This is a genomic window from Corallococcus sp. M7 (assembly GCF_054512695.1).
The window spans coordinates 1,323,394-1,339,283 of sequence record NZ_CM137252.1; the positions used below are offsets into that span (position 1 = coordinate 1,323,394).

10 protein-coding genes and 1 pseudogene are annotated in these 15,890 nt (G+C 72.6%); 3 read left to right on the forward strand and 8 right to left on the reverse strand.

The features are described from left to right. Position 1 precedes the first annotated feature (1 nt). Positions 2–1,381, reverse strand: coding sequence for a hypothetical protein (locus ACX114_RS05495; RefSeq protein ID WP_459295425.1), 1,380 nt, complete (start codon positions 1,379–1,381; stop codon positions 2–4). A gap of 89 nt (positions 1,382–1,470) precedes the next feature. Then, on the reverse strand, positions 1,471–1,863 hold the full coding sequence (locus tag ACX114_RS05500) for a hypothetical protein (RefSeq protein WP_459295427.1): 393 nt from the start codon (positions 1,861–1,863) through the stop codon (positions 1,471–1,473). A 450-nt stretch (positions 1,864–2,313) separates the two neighbouring features. Between ACX114_RS05500 and ACX114_RS05505 the strand changes: the two genes are divergently transcribed. The 3 genes and pseudogenes from ACX114_RS05505 (at position 2,314) to ACX114_RS05515 (ending at position 5,633) form a co-directional block, all read left to right on the forward strand. Beyond that, positions 2,314–3,309 (forward strand): class I SAM-dependent methyltransferase, encoded by a 996-nt coding sequence (locus tag ACX114_RS05505; RefSeq protein WP_459295429.1) that lies wholly within the window; start codon positions 2,314–2,316, stop codon positions 3,307–3,309. Between the two features lie 94 nt (positions 3,310–3,403). After that, the gene (locus ACX114_RS05510; protein ID WP_459295431.1) at positions 3,404–4,207 is read left to right on the forward strand and encodes a hypothetical protein; all 804 of its coding nucleotides are present in this window, start codon (positions 3,404–3,406) and stop codon (positions 4,205–4,207) included. A gap of 44 nt (positions 4,208–4,251) precedes the next feature. Further along, positions 4,252–5,633 (forward strand): annotated as a pseudogene (locus ACX114_RS05515) (WS/DGAT/MGAT family O-acyltransferase). A gap of 3 nt (positions 5,634–5,636) precedes the next feature. On the opposite strand, the gene ACX114_RS05520 reads toward ACX114_RS05515, so the two are convergent. The 6 genes from ACX114_RS05520 to ACX114_RS05545 all read right to left on the reverse strand — a co-directional run bounded on the left by ACX114_RS05520 (position 5,637) and on the right by ACX114_RS05545 (position 15,805). Next, the gene (locus ACX114_RS05520; RefSeq protein WP_459295433.1) at positions 5,637–6,974 is read right to left on the reverse strand and encodes an FAD-binding oxidoreductase; all 1,338 of its coding nucleotides are present in this window, start codon (positions 6,972–6,974) and stop codon (positions 5,637–5,639) included. A 181-nt stretch (positions 6,975–7,155) separates the two neighbouring features. Then, complete coding sequence (locus tag ACX114_RS05525; RefSeq protein WP_459295435.1) at positions 7,156–8,547, reverse strand: sigma-54-dependent transcriptional regulator; 1,392 nt, start codon at positions 8,545–8,547, stop codon at positions 7,156–7,158. Continuing rightward, positions 8,544–10,076, reverse strand: a complete 1,533-nt coding sequence (locus tag ACX114_RS05530) for a sensor histidine kinase (protein ID WP_459295437.1) — start codon at positions 10,074–10,076, stop codon at positions 8,544–8,546. Before ACX114_RS05530 ends, ACX114_RS05525 begins: the two co-directional genes overlap by 4 nt. Before the next feature lie 16 nt (positions 10,077–10,092). Next, the gene (locus tag ACX114_RS05535; RefSeq protein ID WP_459295439.1) at positions 10,093–13,233 is read right to left on the reverse strand and encodes a HEAT repeat domain-containing protein; all 3,141 of its coding nucleotides are present in this window, start codon (positions 13,231–13,233) and stop codon (positions 10,093–10,095) included. Positions 13,234–13,283: 50 nt separating this feature from the next. Then, the gene (locus tag ACX114_RS05540; protein WP_459295441.1) at positions 13,284–14,465 is read right to left on the reverse strand and encodes an RDD family protein; all 1,182 of its coding nucleotides are present in this window, start codon (positions 14,463–14,465) and stop codon (positions 13,284–13,286) included. 1,073 nt (positions 14,466–15,538) lie between these two features. After that, entirely contained in the window at positions 15,539–15,805 is a 267-nt protein-coding gene (locus ACX114_RS05545; protein WP_120622877.1) for a GlsB/YeaQ/YmgE family stress response membrane protein, read from the reverse strand. Between the last annotated feature and the right edge of the window lie 85 nt (positions 15,806–15,890).

The window sequence follows — 15,890 nt, forward strand, 5'->3', positions numbered from 1 at the left end:
TTTAGGGTTTCTCCGGCAGCGACCAGTTCATCTGGAACCGGTGCGCTCCGTTGGGCGCGCTGTCCAGCCAGCCGGTGATGCTGTCGCTCTTCGCGAGCAGGGGGCCCAGCTCCGTGCTCGCGCCGAAGAACGCGGCCAGGCGCTCGTCGCCCATCACGTCCATCAGCGACACCTGGGACAGGCCCCGCGCCAGCTTCTTTGGATCCAGCGTGAACTCCACCGCGCGCTTCAGCGGCCCGCCCTTCTCCGGCAGCGCCGCGAGCATCGTCTGCGTCACCGTGGAGTCGTTGCCGAACACCAACTGCTTGCCCTTGAGCCGCACGTAGACGTTGCCGCCCTTGGCCTCCAGCGCGTAGCCGTCCTCCAGCGCCTTGGCTCCCGGGAGCTTCGCCAGCGGGGCCAGCGCCGCCTTCACCGCCGCCGCGTCCGTCACCTCCGCCGCCAACGCCTGCTTCGCCGCGAAGAAGCGCACCTCCGGCTTGCGCAGCGAGCCGCGCACCGCCACCGAGTCCACGCCGAACAACACCTGACCCGTCAGCTGCTTCGCCAGCGCGTCCGTCACCGTCTTCACGTCCGCCGCCGGGCACGCGGGACACACCGTCCGCACCGCGTCCGCCACGGACTCCACCGCCTGCGCCACGCCTGTCGGCGCCACCTGCGCCCTGGCGAAGAGCAGGCCCGCGGGGGACATGGCGCCGTAGGGGCTGGTGCCCTTCGTCTGGAAGGGCGGCAGCGGCAGCTTCGTCGCCGTGCCCTCCACCTTCAGCCCCGCCGCCGTGCCGTCCAGCGCCACCACTCCGTCCTTCGTGGACACGAACAGCACGCCCGGCACCGCGGCCATCCTCGCGTCCGCGGCCGGCGCCTTCTGCGCCACCAGCTTCGCGGCCTCCTTGCGGAGCGCGTCGTCCGAATCCGTGCTCAGGAAGGCGCAGGCCTCCTGGCCCTTGATGACGTAGCCGCCAAAACCGCCCGTGGCGCTGGGGGCTCGCAGCGTCGTCACGCCCTTCACCGTGCCCGCCTTCACGTCGCCGTTGCGCGCGAGCACGTTCGCCGTGGCTTCCTGGAACACCTTCGCGTCCTTCACCCGCGTGCACGCGATGCGGCCGTCCTGCCGCATGGACACCGTCAGCGGCCCCGTCACGTCGATGCCCTGCGCCTCCATCACCTCCGGCTTCCCCAGGTCGAGCTGGAGGATGGGGTGCAGCTCGCCGCGCCAGGCCTCCGGGTTCAGCATCTGCGAGTACGCCCCGGCCCGCGTCAGGAACGCGTTCAACCCCTGGAGCTGATCCAACTGCGGAGCGTGGAGGACCGTCACCGTGGATGCGGCGACGCGAGGCGCGGGTGCGGCCGCCAGCGTGGCGGCGAGTGCGAGGGCGAGCATGCCCCCACCTGAAAGCGACCCACCGCCCCTGTCAAGGCACTCCCACCGGGGACGCCCACCACCAACGTCCGCGCGGTGCCCCGCCTGCCCTACGCCGGCAGCCGCCCCGTGTTGGCCCAGTCAATCATCCGCTCCGCCAGCTCCTCCGCGTTGCGGCGCAGGTAGGCCAACTGCAACACCTCGTCGTCCGTGCGCGCCAGCGCCAGGCGCACCCGCAGGCTGTCCACGAACCGCAGCACCTGCCCGATGCTCAGCGACGCCCGGTCCTCCAGCGCCCCCGCGAACCCCGCCACCTCCGCCTCCGCCGCGCAGCCCTCCGCCAGCAGCGCCGCGACGAGCACGGACCTCGCCACCCGGTGCTCGTGCGCCCTCGCGTCCTGCAACTGGAGCCGCCACGGCTGCGCCTCCCAGCGCGCCGCGCCTTCGACGTTCCCCGCCAGTTCCCGCCCGCCCTGCGTCCGCGATTCCATCGCTCGCATCATCCGTGCCCCCTCTTCCTTCAAGACCTGGGTCCATCCACGGGCGTGACCGGCAGCCTTCCTCCCGTCCGCGAGCAGGGCTCGTGAATGAGCGGCTTTCCGGAAAAGACGCATTCCACCTGCTTTCTTGCCCGCCCGGAGGGATGCTTGGACTGTCATTCGCGGACGCTCCGTGCAGGGGGAAAGCCTCTCGCCGGCGCCGTCTCCAAGTCGCCGGCGAGAGGTCACCGGGGGACCGGTGTCTTCCTGCTTTGAGGGATTGTCGCGAGGCGGTGCGAGTGGATTGCGCCCACGGTGCGGGGATGGATGTTCACGTGGGGACAGTGAGCAGCCCTTGGGACGGATTGGGGGAAAGCCGGGATTTACCGCATCCTCTGGAGTCCGGTTTCGGGGGACGGGGGCATCGGCCGCGTCTTTGTCGGGACCGTCACGGCCTTCCGGGGGGAAGCCACCATGTCGAATCTGCTCGACCTGCCGCGTCAGGCATTGATGGACCTGCGCTCGCGTCTCAGACACCTGCCGCTCGTGTCCCAGCTGCACCGCCGGCACGCGCCCAACAGCCTGGCGCTGTCCAGTCCGGCGCCGCAGGACTCGATGCTGGCGGATCCGCAACGCGTGGAGATGTGGCGCCGCGCGGTGGAGCGCTACGTGCGCCCCAACCAGGTGGTGGTGGATGTGAAGGCCGGCACCGGCCTGCGCACCTTCCTCGCCGCGCACCAGAACCCACGCAAGCTGTACGCGGTGGATGACTCGCGTCTGTTGGACACCACGCAGTGGGTGGCCCGCCGCAACGGCCTGGACCGCATCGACTTCGTGCGCGAGCCCACCTGGCACTTCCAGCCGCAGGAGAAGGCGGACGTGCTGCTGCATGAGCTCTTGGGAGATGCGCTGCTCGACGCGGGGCTCGTGCCCCGGATGCTGGATTTGCGCACGCGCCTGCTCAAGCCCGGCGGCCGCATCCTCCCCAACCGCTTCGAGGTCTACGTGGAGCCCGTGCAGCTTCGCGAGGAGGCGTGCGTCCCGTTCATCTGGACGCAGCACCTGCCCCACGTGGACTTCCGCTGCCTCCAGTCGCTGCGTGAGGCGATGAGCCCGTCGTACTTCACGCGGCTGGTGCGCTCGTACGAGGTGGACCACCTGCTGTGCGAGCCGGAGCCCGCGTTCGGGTTCGACCTGGAGACGATGCGCGCGGAGGGGCTGCCCTCGCGCGTGCGCATCCAGCGGCCGGTGGAGGAGGACGGGCGGGTGGACGGCTTCTGCCTCTTCTACAAGGTCGCCTTCGACGCGGAGCTGGCCTTCGACGTGTCTCCGATGCGCGAGCGCAACACCACGGCGATGACGCTCCTGCGCGTGGAGCCTCGCGAGTTCAGCCGCTACGACACGCTGGACTTCGAGCTGGAGCTGCCCAATCCGTCCGACCCACGCACCTGGCGGTGGCAGTTCACCTGACGGCAGTGCTGGAGGCCGGAGTGATGCCCGGTGGACAGCCATGCTGTCGCCGGGTGTCGCCGGAGGTGGGCGCACTGCCTAGCTTGCAGTCCGCATGCGACCGTTCCGACTCCTCGTCCTGCTTCTCGTTTCCGCCGCCGCGCTGCCCGCGGCGGCCCAGGCTCCGCGCACCGTGGCGGGCGTGTGTGGCCGCACCAACTGGGTCTGCGTGTCGGAGTGCATCGACGCGGAGTGCGTCGACAAGTGCATGCGCGAGGGGTGCGAGGACGCGCTCAAGCGGCTGAAGGCCTGCACCAGCAAGGCGGCCTGCGCGCCGGATGACTCGGCGTGCGCGGCGAAGTCTTGCGGGCTCACCTGCGAGAAGTCCTTCGAGCCCGCGCCCAAGAGCCCGGAGAAGCTGGTGACGGACCCGTGCGAGGGCGACAAGGCCCCCAAGGGCACGGCGGTTCCGGAAGAGCTGGTGGGCACGTGGGTGCTGTCCGCGGCGAGCATCCCGGACACGGAGCAGGGGCGGGAGGAGCGCATCGACGTGCAGCCCCGGTCCGACTACGCGCGGGCGTTGCAGATCACTCCGAGCGGGTGCTTCGTGATGCGCACGAAGCTGGATGACGCGACGCTCGGGCGCGGCAGCACGCTGGATGTTCGCGCGTGGGGCCGGCTGGAGGTGAAGGACAAGAAGCACCTGGCGCTGCGCACGCAGGACGGTCAGGCGGTGGGTCCGGTGTGCGGCAAGGAGCGCGTGGTTCCCCTGACGAAGGGCAAGTTCAAGGGCGGGGAGTTCACGTACGTCATTGAAGAGAAGGACTCGCTCGTCCTCACGGTGCCGGGCGCCACGCGGCAGACGTTCCAGTTCGAACGGGAGAAGCAGGAAGCGCCGGAGCCGCAACCCAAGCCTTGAGGAGGACCTTGCCCCCACCGGGGCGCACGGGTGAGAAGGACGCCATGGCGGGTCGCGAGCGGATGGCGAGCATGGACGCGGCGTGGCTCCAGATGGAGGAGCCCGCGAACCTGATGATGATCACAGCGGTGCTGTGGTTCGACGGCGCCGTGGACCTGGAGCGCCTGCGCGCGGTGGTGCGCGAGCGGCTGGTGGAGCGCTACCCGCGCTTCCGGCAGCGCGTGGTGCCCGGACCGCTGGGCGCGCCGCACTGGGAGGACGCGCCGGACTTCGAGCTGGAAGAACACCTGTCCACGCTGCGCGTGCCGGAGTCAGCGGGACGCGCGGGGCTGGAGGCGCTCGTCGGGGACTGGCTGGGCGTGCCGTTGGACCGCTCCCGTCCGCTGTGGCACTTCCACCTGGTGCGAGGCGCGCCGGGTGGGGACGTGCTGCTCGCGCGGCTGCACCACTGCATCGCGGATGGCATCGCGCTCGCGCGGGTGTTGCTGTCCCTCACGGATCCGGTGGACACGGGCGCCGCTCCGGAAACCTGGGATGAAAGCCCGGAAGCGGTGACGCCCTCCGAAGTGGAACGGCCAGCTCAAGCTCCGGGGTGGATGCGCTTCGCCCGGGGGGCCCGCTCCGCGCTTCGCAAGGGCGCGGAGATGGTGCGCGAGCCCATCCTCGCGGGGGACCTCGTTCGCGAGGGCGCGAAGGGGGCGGCGGCATTGGGCAAGCTGCTGGTGCTGCCTCCCGACCCCCGCTCTCCGCTGCGTGGGCCCTTGAGCCCCCGGAAGGTCGCCGCGTGGTCGGAGCCCATTGAGTTGGAGCGGGTGAAGGCCGTGGGGCGGCCCTGGGCGGCACGGTGAACGACGTGCTGCTCACGGCGGTGACGGGCGCGCTGCGGCGCTATCTGAGCTCCCGGGAGGCGCCGCTGGAGGACGTGCACGCGCTGGTGCCGGTGAACCTGCGGCCCATGGACGTGCCGGTGCCTCGCGAGCTGGGCAACCGCTTCGGCGTGGTGTTCCTGCGGCTTCCCGTGCACCTGGCGGAGCCGCACCGCCGCCTGCGCGCGGTGGCGAAGCGGATGGAGCACCTCAAGCGCTCGCCGGAGGCCGTGGTGACGTCCGGTGTGCTGGAGCTTCTGGGGCGCACGCCCGCGGCGCTGGAGCGCGCCGTCGTGGACGTGATGGGCACCAAGGCGTCGCTCGTCGCCACCAACGTGCCCGGGCCGCGCCAGCCGGTGTCGCTCGCGGGCAGCCGGATGAAGGGGCTCACGTTCTGGGTCCCCCAGGCCGGACACGTGGGCCTGGGGGTCAGCCTCTTCAGCTACTCGGGACAGGTGACCGTGGGCGTGGCCTCGGATGCGTCACGCGTGTCCGACCCGGGGGCCCTCGTCGCCGCGTTCCAGGAGGAACTGGACGCGCTGGCGACGCTGGCCCCCTGAGCGCTACTTCGCGAAGAGCTTGTGCGGGTCGTACTTGCCGCGCACTTCCTTGAGCTTCGCGCGGATGGCTTCCGGCCACGCGCTGTCGAAGTGCGCCGCGTCGCGCACCTTGCCCATGAAGTTGATGGTCATGTCCGGGGACAGCCACGGCTTCAGCTCCGCGCGCAGGCCCTCGGTGGCGCCGGGGAGCACCGTCTCGAAGAGCGGCGGGTGCATGCCCACCAGGCCGACGATGAAGTTGCCGCCACGGCCGCCCACCGCGGAGCCGCCCGCCACGTCCTTCTGGCTGGCGCCGCCCAGGTGCCGCAGCTCCAGCATGAAGTACGGCGTCTGCACGCCGGTGCCCACGTGGCGCAGCAGCGTGGTCACCAGGTCCTGGTCCACGTGGGTCAGCATCATGCCGTTCGTCCACACGGGGCTGGGCTTGTCCGGATCATTGTGGATGCGGGCGATCTGCGTCACGGGCAGCTCGCCCAGCATGTCCAGGTAGAGGGGCGCCAGCGCGCGCAGCGGCGCCGCCAGCTTCGCGCCCTCTTCCGTGGAGCCCGGGAAGGCGAAGCGCAGGTTGATGACCGTGCGGCCACGCAGCGGGGGCGGGATGAAGTCGAACGGCGGGAAGCGCATCACGGCGACGCTGGTGGACACGCGCGCGTCCGCCTCCGACGTCCACTTCGCCCAGCCGCGCAGCACGGCCTCGATGTGCTGCTCCTCGAAGAAGAGGCTGCCCGCGTAGAGCGAGCGCATCTCCACCAGCTTGAGCTTCACCTCCGTCACGATGCCGAAGCCGCCCTTGCCGCCGCGCAGGCCCCAGAACAGGTCCGGGTGCTTCTCCGCGCTCGCCTCCACCGTCTCTCCGTCACAGGTGACCAGCGTGTAGCCCACGACGTAGTCGGAGCTGATGCCGTGGCTGCGCACCAGCGGCCCGATGCCGCCGCCCAGCAGGTAGCCCACCACGCCCACGTTCGTGGACGAGCCTGCGATGGGCGTCAGGCCGTGCTTCGCCGCCTCCTCGATGACCGGCTCCCAGCGCGCGCCCGCGCCGATGGTGGCGATGCGCGTCGCGGGGTCGATGCTCACGTGGTTCAGCGCCTTCGTGGAGATGAGCACGCCGGAGGTGATGGACGCGTACGTCCCGTGCCCCGTGGCCTGCACCGACACGGGCAGCTGGTTCTCCCGGGCGAAGCGGATGGTCTCCGCCACGTCCTGCGTGGACTTCACCGCCACCACGTACTGCGGAGAGTGCGTCACCAGCACGTTGAAGCCGGCGGTCTCCGGGGCATAGCCCGCGTCGTTGGGGGTGTAGACGGGACCGCTCACGCGGCCGGCGAGGGACTGGGTCATGGGGCGTTGCTCCTTCGTGTCAGCCAGCCCTTTCGGACTGGGAGGGGGACTCGGGTGCGCTGCGGTGCCGCGTCCAGGGAGTACGAGCGCGAAGCAGCATAAACCTGGAAGTCAGGTCCGTACACGGAAGCGCCGTGTGAAAACACGGCCCGGGTTCCAGCGGGCCGGTCTCCCGGTACCCCTACAGCAGGCCGTGCTCCTCCAGCTTGTTGTAGAGCGTGCGCCGGCTCACCCCGAGCAGCCGCGCCGCCAGCGTGCGGTTGTCCCCGGAGCGCTTCAGCGCGTCCACCAGCGCCTGCTTCTCCACGTCCTTGCGCCGTGACTCCAGCGTGACGGAGTCGGACGGCGACGGAGGCAGCGGCGCGGCGACGGGCGGCGGCGCGAGTCCCGGCTGGCGGGAGAGCTCGCGCGCCACGTCCTCGCCGGTGAGCGCGGGCCCGTCGGAGAGCACCACCAGCCGCTCCAGAAAGTTCTGCAACTGGCGCACGTTGCCGGGCCACGGCTGGGCCTGGAGCGCGCGCAGGCCGTCTTCGCTCAGGGTGAACGGCGGGCGGCCGTTGGTCTTCGCGTGCACGTCCAGGAAGTGGCGGGCGAGGGCGGCGATGTCCTCCGGCCTCTCGCGCAGCGTGGGCAGCCAGAGGGGCACCACGTTGAGCCGGTAGAAGAGGTCCTCGCGGAAGGTGCCCCGGCGCACGCCGTCCTCCAGCGACTGGTGCGTGGCCGCGACGAAGCGCACGTCGACCTTCACGGTCTGGGTTCCGCCCAGCCGTTCGAACTCGCGCTCCTGGAGCACGCGCAGGAGCTTCACCTGCACGGCGGGGGACACGTCGCCAATCTCGTCGAGGAACAGCGTGCCGCCGTGCGCCAGCTCCACGCGTCCGGGCTTGCGCGTGGCCGCGCCGGTGAAGGCGCCCTTCTCGTAGCCGAACAGCTCGCTCTCCAGGAGCGTGTCCGGGAGCGCCGCGCAGTGCAGCTTCACGAACGGCCCCGCACGCCGGGGGCTGTTCTCATGCAGGGCCCGCGCGGCCAGCTCCTTGCCCGTGCCGGACTCGCCGCGCAGCAGCACCGTGGCGGTGCCCTGGGCGGCCTTCACCAGCAGGGTCTTCACCTCCTTCATCGCGCGGCTCTGGCCCATGAGCAGGCTGTCCAGTCCGTCCGGCGCCTTGCCGGTGCCTCGCGTGGGCTCCGGATCCTGGCTCGCGTGGAGCAGGGCCTTCTTCAGCGAGAAGAGGAGCTCCTCGCGGTCGAAGGGCTTGAGCACGAAGTCCGCCGCGCCCGCCTTCATCGCCTCCACCGCGAGCGGCACCGTGCCGTGCGCGGTCATCAGCAGCACGGGCACGTCCGGCCAGCCGCGCCCCACCTCCGCGAGCAGCTCCATGCCGCTCATGCCCGGCATGCGCACGTCGCTCAGCACCACGTCGATGGGGCGGCGCGCGAGCAGGGCCAGGGCGTCCTTCGCGCTGGACGCCGGATGCGGGGTGAGGCCCGCCTGGGTGAGCAGCGCGCCCAGCACCTTGAGCAGCGCGGGATCATCGTCGACCACCAGGACGTGGCCCTTCAGTGCGTCACTCACGCGGCTTCTCCCTCGGATGCCGGGGGCTGGGAAACGGGGGCCGCCGGCAGGCGCAGGCGGAGGATGGTGCCATGGCCCTCGCCGCTCGTCAGGGATGCCGTGCCTCCGTGGGCTTCCGCCACTCGCCGCACGAAGGCCAGGCCCAGCCCGCTGCCTGTCGCCTTGGTGGTGAAGAAGTCGTCGAAGGCCCGCTCGCGCGTGCGCGCGTCCATACCGCTGCCGGTGTCCTGTACCTCCACCACGACCGCGCCGCCGTCCTGCTGGGTGCGCACGGTGAGAGTGCCGCCCTCGGGCATGGCCTCGAAGGCGTTGCGGACCAGGTTCTCCAGCGCGTTGGCGAGCAGGTCTTCGTCTCCCGCGCACTCGGGCAGGTCGGGGGCGAGCTCCTTCTTGAGCTCCACCGCTCCTGGTGTCGCGAAGGCCTGGAGCGACAGCACGCCCTCCACCAGCCGGTTCAGGTCCAGTGGCCGGCGCAGGGGTTCGACTCGCGCGAGGCGCTGGTACGTGCCCGCCACCCGGTCCAGGCGCTCCACCTGCTCCAGCAGCAGGTCCAGGAAGTCCCCGTGCGCGTCCCAGGAGTGGCCTCGCGCGTGCTCCTCTTTCAGGTACTGCGCGGCGCCCTTGAGCGCGGCGATGGGGTTCTTCAGGTCGTGCGCCATCTGCGCGGAGAAGCGGCCCAGCGTGGCCAGTTGCTCCAGGCGCTCGCGCTGGGTGACGAAGGCGGTGACGCCCCGCCGCGCCGCCGCGAGCAGCGCGAAGGTGATGGCGGTGGTGCCCACGACCAGCGCTCCGGATTCGGCGGCGAAGGCGCGGAAGAGCGCGAGGTAGGCGAACACTCCCACCAGCGCGAGCACGACGGCGTGCATCGCCGCGTTGGTGGCGCGTGCGTCCTTGCCGAAGAGCTGGAAGCGCAGGGACGCGGTGGCCATCACGGGCAGACCCAGCAGCGTGCCCACGTTGCCCAGCTTCGGCACGGGCAGGGCCATGTCCGCCGCCAGGTCGGTGAGCAGCAGCGCGACGAGCAGCGTGAGCCCCAGCAGCATCAAGCCTGCTCGCGCCCGTTCATCTTGCGAGCCCGCGTGGCGCAGGTGGCGCGTGAGCAGCACGAAGCCGGTGGTGAGGATGGGGATGACGCCCACGGAGACCGCGAGCCCGAAGGCGAAGGTGTTGATGCGCTCTTCCAGCGCGGGCACGCCCATGGCGATGAGCATCGTCAGCGCGAGCGCGCCCATCACCGCGTAGGTGCCGTACAGGACCCGGGCGGAGCGGCGGCGGCGGCCCACGAACGCGAGGATGAAGTGCACCGCGCACGGCAGCGTCATCAGCGCCGCGGCGAAGCCCATCAACCGCCAGCCGGTGTCCCCCGAACGCGCCAGCCCGAAGGCGGAGAAGTTCCAGGTGGACAGGGCAATGGACAGCAGCGACAGCGGCAGCGCGAGGGGGCTTCGTCCCACGCGGGCGAGTGCGATGCCGGCGAGCGCGAGCTGCCCCGCGCACGCCAGCAGGCTGAGCCACATGGCGCCCGTCATCGCGCGCCTCCGTGGCTCAGAGCATGCCCAGCCGGCGGGCGTTGGCGGGGTCGACCGCCGCGGACTCCCAGCGCCGCACCGCGGCCTCTCGCTCCGCGTCGGGCGCGTCCGCGTAGTAGCCCAGCGTGTCGTGCAGGGCGCGGCTCAGCTCCTCGATGGCGGCGAGCCGAATGTCCAGCTCGCGGTGGCGCAGCGCGGCCACCAGCCAGTCCGCGCGACGGCGGCTGCGGTTCTCCGCCCACCACGCCGACCACTGGCGCGGCTGGAGCCCCAGCGTGGCGCGGGTGACTTCGCGCAGTGCTTCCGCCGCGGCCTGCGCGCACATGGCGTCGTCGCTGCCGGTGAGGTTGATGAGGCCTTCGATGGCGTCGCGGTCGTGCAGCGTGCCCAGCGCACGGGCCGCCAGCGAGCGGCGCAGCGCGTCCCGGCTGGCCATCTCCTGGCGCAGGTCGCGCAGGGACGCGTCCAGGCGCGGCAGATGCTTGAGCGCGGCGGCGGCGACTCGCGCGGCGCTGGAGATGTCCGGCTCCATGTCGAACAGGCCGCGCAGCACGCCGTCCACCAGCTCCGCGTAGGGCAGGTTGCCCGCGGTGAGCAGCGCCAGGTAGCGCGTGTCCGCGTCGTTCGAGTCGAGCAGCGGCGCCAGCGCGACGGCTGCGGGACGGCCCAGGCGCGACAGGGCCGCCGGGATGGGGCCCAGCTCGTCCGCTTCCGGCAGCTCCACGACGGGCAGCCGGCTCCAGGCCGTGGGGCCGGGGAAGTGCTGCGCGAGGACCCGGGCACTGGCTTCCGGCGAGCGCGCCAGCTCCGCGATGGCGCTGGAGCGCTGGGACGCGTCCGGGCCGGTGAGCCGGCGCAGGAGCGGCGTGAAGTCCGGCGGCGGGAGCTCCTCCGGCGACAGCACGCGCGGGGGCAGGGCGGCGGCGCGGCCCAGGTTCGCCACGCCTCCCCGGCCGAAGACGGGGTTCCATCCGAGCCCCGCGACCACGGCGGGCGCGGGAGCGGGCTGGACCGGGGCCGGGAAGCCGGGCACGTCCACGTCGATGCTGATGTCCTCTTCCGGCGCGCGCAGCTCGGAGACGCGCTGCTTGCGGAAGAGGATGAGCTCCTGGAAGGCGGCCGGCAGGTCCTGGCAGAACAGGATGTAGTCGCTGAGCCGGCGCTGGCTCATCGGCTTCTGGCCGCAGTCGCCGTAGAGGATGGCCACGAGGCGGCCCTTCACCTCCACCGGATACAGGAAAACGGTGCGCGGAGCCTGGCGGCCGAAGAGCTCCAGGTAGTGCCGCGTGAGCGCGTCCGGCGGCAGCGGGCCCGCGTAGCTGCCGCGCGTGACGGCGACGGTGCGGAAGACGCTGCTCGCGTCCAGGGGGATGGAGACCTGCGCGAGGGCGTTCGCGTCCCAGCCCTCGCCGCGCGAGTCCCAGCCACCGGCGGCGCCGCGCACGACGGCGAAGGCGGCCACGTAGTCGAACGTACGGCGGCCGAAGCGCAGCGCCACGTCCAAGAGGCGGTCCAGGTCCCGCGTCGATTCCCGCAGCGCGGAGCGGACCTGGGGCAGCGTCCACTCCGGCACGGCGGCATCCGGCGCGCTGGAGGCACCCGGGACGGAGGCGGGCTCCGGCACGCGAGGACGGGTCGGGCCCTGTGTGGACGCGGGGTTGCTGAAGATGATGAACGACGGCTCGCCCCGGGGCGGCGCCGGGGGAACGGGCGGCTGGGTCGGCGTGGCCGCCTGGGCCGCGCGGGCCTGCTGCTCGGGCGCGGGAGGCCACACCGCGGGGCGGGCTCCCGGGGGCTGGGCGGGGGCGCTGGTGCGATTCGCGGACGGAGGCGCGGTGGGGGAGGTGCCCTGCGCGCTCTGGACGGTGGTGCCCGGTCGAGCGGGGCCCTGTGCCGGCTGCGCGGCCGGAGGGGTGCCGCCCTGCACGGTGGTGCCCGGTCGAGCCCCCTGGCCCGTGGTCGCGGGTCCTTGGGTGCCCGCGCCCTGCGCGGTGGTGCCGGGTCCGCCGAAGCCCTGCGTCGGGGAGATGCCCTGCGCGGTGCCCGGCCCTCCGAAGCCCTGCGTCGCGGGACCCTGAGCGGTGGTGCCCGGCCCTCCGAAGCCCTGCGTCGCGGGTCCCTGCTGCACGGTGGTGGCGGGACGGCCCGCGTTCTGCGGCGGCGTGGCGAACGCACCGGGCGCGGCGGGTCGACCGCCCTGGGCGGAGCCCTGCGTCGCGGGCGCGGACGTGGCGGCCGGACCCACGGGCAACAGCACGGGCACGGGCTGCGGCGGCGGGAGAGGACGCTCTCCCGGCGGGTACAGCGTCGGCGGCGCGGCGTTCCCCGTCGCACCCCGGTTCGGGGCCTGCGCGGGCGGCGTGGCGCGCGCGGGCGTGCCCGGCATGTTCAGCCGCAGGGGCTCGCGCGTGTACGCGGGGGGCGGAATGTCCGTGGGCGTCGGCGGCGGAGTGGGGCGCTGGACCGCGCGGGCCGTCGTCACCGGGCCCGCGGAGGTGTTCAGGCGCAGCGGCTCGCGCACGTACGCGGGGGGCGGGATGTCCGCGGGCTCGGGCTCACGCGCGGCGGCGGGACGGGCCTGGGCGGGCACGGGCTCCTGGGCCACGTTGCGCGCCAGCTGCTCCACCATGTCCACCGTCATCGACTCGTCGTCGGGCGGCGGAGGCGGGGGCGGCGTGAGCGCTCCGGCCTGCTGGGCCACGGCCTCGGCCAGTTGCACGAAGCGGGGCGGCAGCGGCTGGCGGTAGATGATGGCGATCCACTCGCGCACCCGCAGCTCGATGGCGACCCACAGCTCCAGGGGCTTGCCCAGGAGGAAGCCGACTTCGTCCAGCTCCTTCTTGGGCACCGGATAGGCGCACGCCACGTGCAGCGTGTTCCCGTCCAGGGACAGGGGGACAACGCTCAGGCGCTCGGCGATTTTCGGGGGGATGAAGCTGGCGACCTCGAGGTTGGGCTCGAAGTCCACCAGGTTCACGGGCCGGAAGCCGGAGACCTCGCCCAGCATCGCGAGGACATCCGCTTCGGGGATGCCGCGCTCCAGGAGCGCGGTGTCCAGATGGCCACCCTGGGCCTGATGCTGACGCAACAACTCCCCGGCCTGCTCCTGGGACAGGAGGGCGCGCGAGACGAGGTGCTGGGCAAGACGCGAAGGCATGAAGGCCGCGGCATCTTACGGCCGCGGCCGCAAGGCACAATGAGCCGGTTTCAGCTCGGTTGGACGACGAAGGTGGACGTCAGCTTGTCATGGAGCGTCTGTCCGCGGCGGTCGAACAGCGCCATCCAGAAGCCGCCCAGGAAGAGAACAAAGGAAAGCCCGGCGAGCAGCGCCCGGAAGATGGCCCGGCCCGGGGTGGGCGCCATGCCATGGGTGTCCACCAACCGCAGGCCCAGAAGCAACCGTCCCAGGGTGCGTCCATTCCACAGGAAGGCGGCGACCGCGCAGTACACGGTGGCGAGCACCACCACCAGGACCACGCCCGGCAGCAGCACGGTGTGCAGCGCGCGCAGCCAGGCGACGAACGCGTCCAGCCCGGTCAGCCCCGGCTGCGGTCCCTTCACGCCCGCGATGGACGAGGCCAGGGTGATGTAGGCAGCCGCCACGGCGCTGATGGCCGCGGTGTCGACGGTGAAGGACAGCAGCCGGCGCCACAGCGAGGCGGGGCGCGCGTGGACCTCGCCAGCGGCCGGGACCGCCGAGGGCGCCGGGGCCTTCGACTTCGCGGGGGCTGCGGCGGGGGCAGGGGCAGGGGCGGGCGAGGCTTCCATGCGGGACACTCCCGGAGCGGGCGCGGAGGACGCCGCGAAGGCCGGCGTCTCCAGCGGGGGCAGGATGGCCGGGTCCTCCATGACGGGAAGGCCCGGAGCGGCGTCCCGGCGAGACGGACCGGATGCCTGCGCGGGAGCATCCATCAAGGGAAGGCCGGAAGACGCCGGCGATGCATCCCAGTGCTCGGCGGCGGACGGTCCGGAGGCGGGGTGGGGAAGACCGGACGCCTGGGACTGTGCGCCACCCATCCGAGGCAGGCCAGAGGCCTGGGCCCGAGGGGCTGAATCCATGTGCGGCAGGCCGGAGGCCTGGGGCTGGGCGTTGCCCCGAGGCTGGCCCGAGGCGGCCTGGGCCTGCGCGTCCATGCGAGGCAGTCCGGCGTTGCCACGAGGCTGACCCGAGGCGGCCTGGGGGCGCGGAATGTGCGGCTCCGTGCCGTAGGCCGGCGTGGGCGCGGAGCCCGGGCGGGGCTCCATCGGAGGCTGCGCGGCGCGAGGCACGGCGACGCCAGGATTCTGGAAGCCCGCCTCCGACAGGGCCGCGGTGGGCGCGGCGCGCGGAGGCACGGCGGCCACCGGCGCTACGCCCGGAGGCGGCGCGGCGGGTCGCGGAGGCAGCACGGCGCCAGCGGGTGCGTTCCCAGCGGGAGGCGTGGCGCGAGGCGGCATGGGAGCCGCCGCCCGAGGCGCCTGCTGCGCGGGAGCCCGGACCGCCTGTCCTTCCACATGCTGCGCGGGAGCCCGGACCGCCTGACCTTCCACGTGCTGCGCGGGAGCCCGGACTGCCTGGCCCTCCGCGTGCTGCGTGGGAGCGCGCTCGGCCTGCGCAGGGCGTGCCGCCGGAGCCGCCGCGCGAATTGTCGCATCGGCTTGCGACGCATCCGCATGGGGCGCGGCAGGACGCGAGGTCGGAGCCGCTGCACGAATCGTGGCATCCGCCTGGGCTGCATCCGCCTGGGGCGCAGGACGCGCCGGAGCCGCCTGGGGCGAAGCAGGACGCGCTGCCGGTGCCGCGGCGCGGATCGTCGCATCCGCGTGAGGCGCATCGGCCTGGGGCGCAGCAGGACGCGCGGTCGGAGCCGCGGCGCGAATCGTCGCATCCGCGGGGCGAGCCACAGGACCCGGCGTAGGCGCGCGAGCGGTGGGCCCATCCGTCGGAGGCATGGCGGCGCGGGGCGCGGCGGCCGGAGCCTGCGCGGGCGGCCGGGGCGCGGCGGGGGCCATTCCCGGACGGACCGTCGGCGTCATTCCCGGCGGGGTGACAGGACCGCGAGGCGGCTCCATCGCGAAGGCCGGCGTGCCGCGCAGCGTCTCCGGCTCCATCGGTTCGCTGTTCAACGTGATGGGGTCTTCGCCGCCAGCGTCCTGGGCCACACGGTCGCCGGACCTGCGGCGATCAATGTGGATGTCGCGGTCGAGCAGGCTCGGGACGGGGGCCACCGCGGGTGGGCGCGCGGCATTGGCGGCGCAAGCGGGGCAATCTCCGACCGGCGGCAGCGAGGCGCCGCACTTCAGGCACTTGGACAACGGATCCTCCCGGTGACGCGGACAACCGTCGCCATGAAAGGCCGCATTCAGGCCTGTAGCAAGAAAAGGACAAGCCCCCGCCGGTCCCTCGGCCGAGGAACCGTCAGGGGCTCGTTCGCGCCATCACCACCATCCCTCGGGGGACGGTGCGTGTGGGGCGCCTCACGCTAGGCGTGGACGCGGCGCCGTCCCGCTGCTCCCACCAGGAGAAGCACGACGATGGATCCCACGACCGACATGATGATGCCCGAGGCGTGCAGGTCGAACAGCCGGCCATCGCGCTGGAAGAGCGAACCGATGAGGCCACCCACCAGCGAACCGACCATGCCCAACAGGGTCGTGGCCACCAACCCCATGCTCTGCTTGCCCGGCAGGATGGCCCGAGCGATGAGGCCCGCGATGAGGCCGATGATGATGAATGCGATGATCCCCATGAGAGTCTCTCCCGTTTGAGGGACCCGCGAGGTCCCGAATGGCAGAAACGTAGGAATCACCACACGGATCCGTGACCCGGGATGC

Coding starts and splice junctions, on each gene's coding strand:
- ACX114_RS05495 (WP_459295425.1), bottom strand. CDS start 1,381: ATGCTCGCCCTCGCACTCGCCGCCACGCTGGCGGCCGCACCCGCGCCT.
- ACX114_RS05500 (WP_459295427.1), bottom strand. CDS start 1,863: ATGATGCGAGCGATGGAATCGCGGACGCAGGGCGGGCGGGAACTGGCG.
- ACX114_RS05505 (WP_459295429.1), top strand. CDS start 2,314: ATGTCGAATCTGCTCGACCTGCCGCGTCAGGCATTGATGGACCTGCGC.
- ACX114_RS05510 (WP_459295431.1), top strand. CDS start 3,404: ATGCGACCGTTCCGACTCCTCGTCCTGCTTCTCGTTTCCGCCGCCGCG.
- ACX114_RS05520 (WP_459295433.1), bottom strand. CDS start 6,974: ATGACCCAGTCCCTCGCCGGCCGCGTGAGCGGTCCCGTCTACACCCCC.
- ACX114_RS05530 (WP_459295437.1), bottom strand. CDS start 10,076: ATGACGGGCGCCATGTGGCTCAGCCTGCTGGCGTGCGCGGGGCAGCTC.
- ACX114_RS05535 (WP_459295439.1), bottom strand. CDS start 13,233: ATGCCTTCGCGTCTTGCCCAGCACCTCGTCTCGCGCGCCCTCCTGTCC.
- ACX114_RS05545 (WP_120622877.1), bottom strand. CDS start 15,805: ATGGGGATCATCGCATTCATCATCATCGGCCTCATCGCGGGCCTCATC.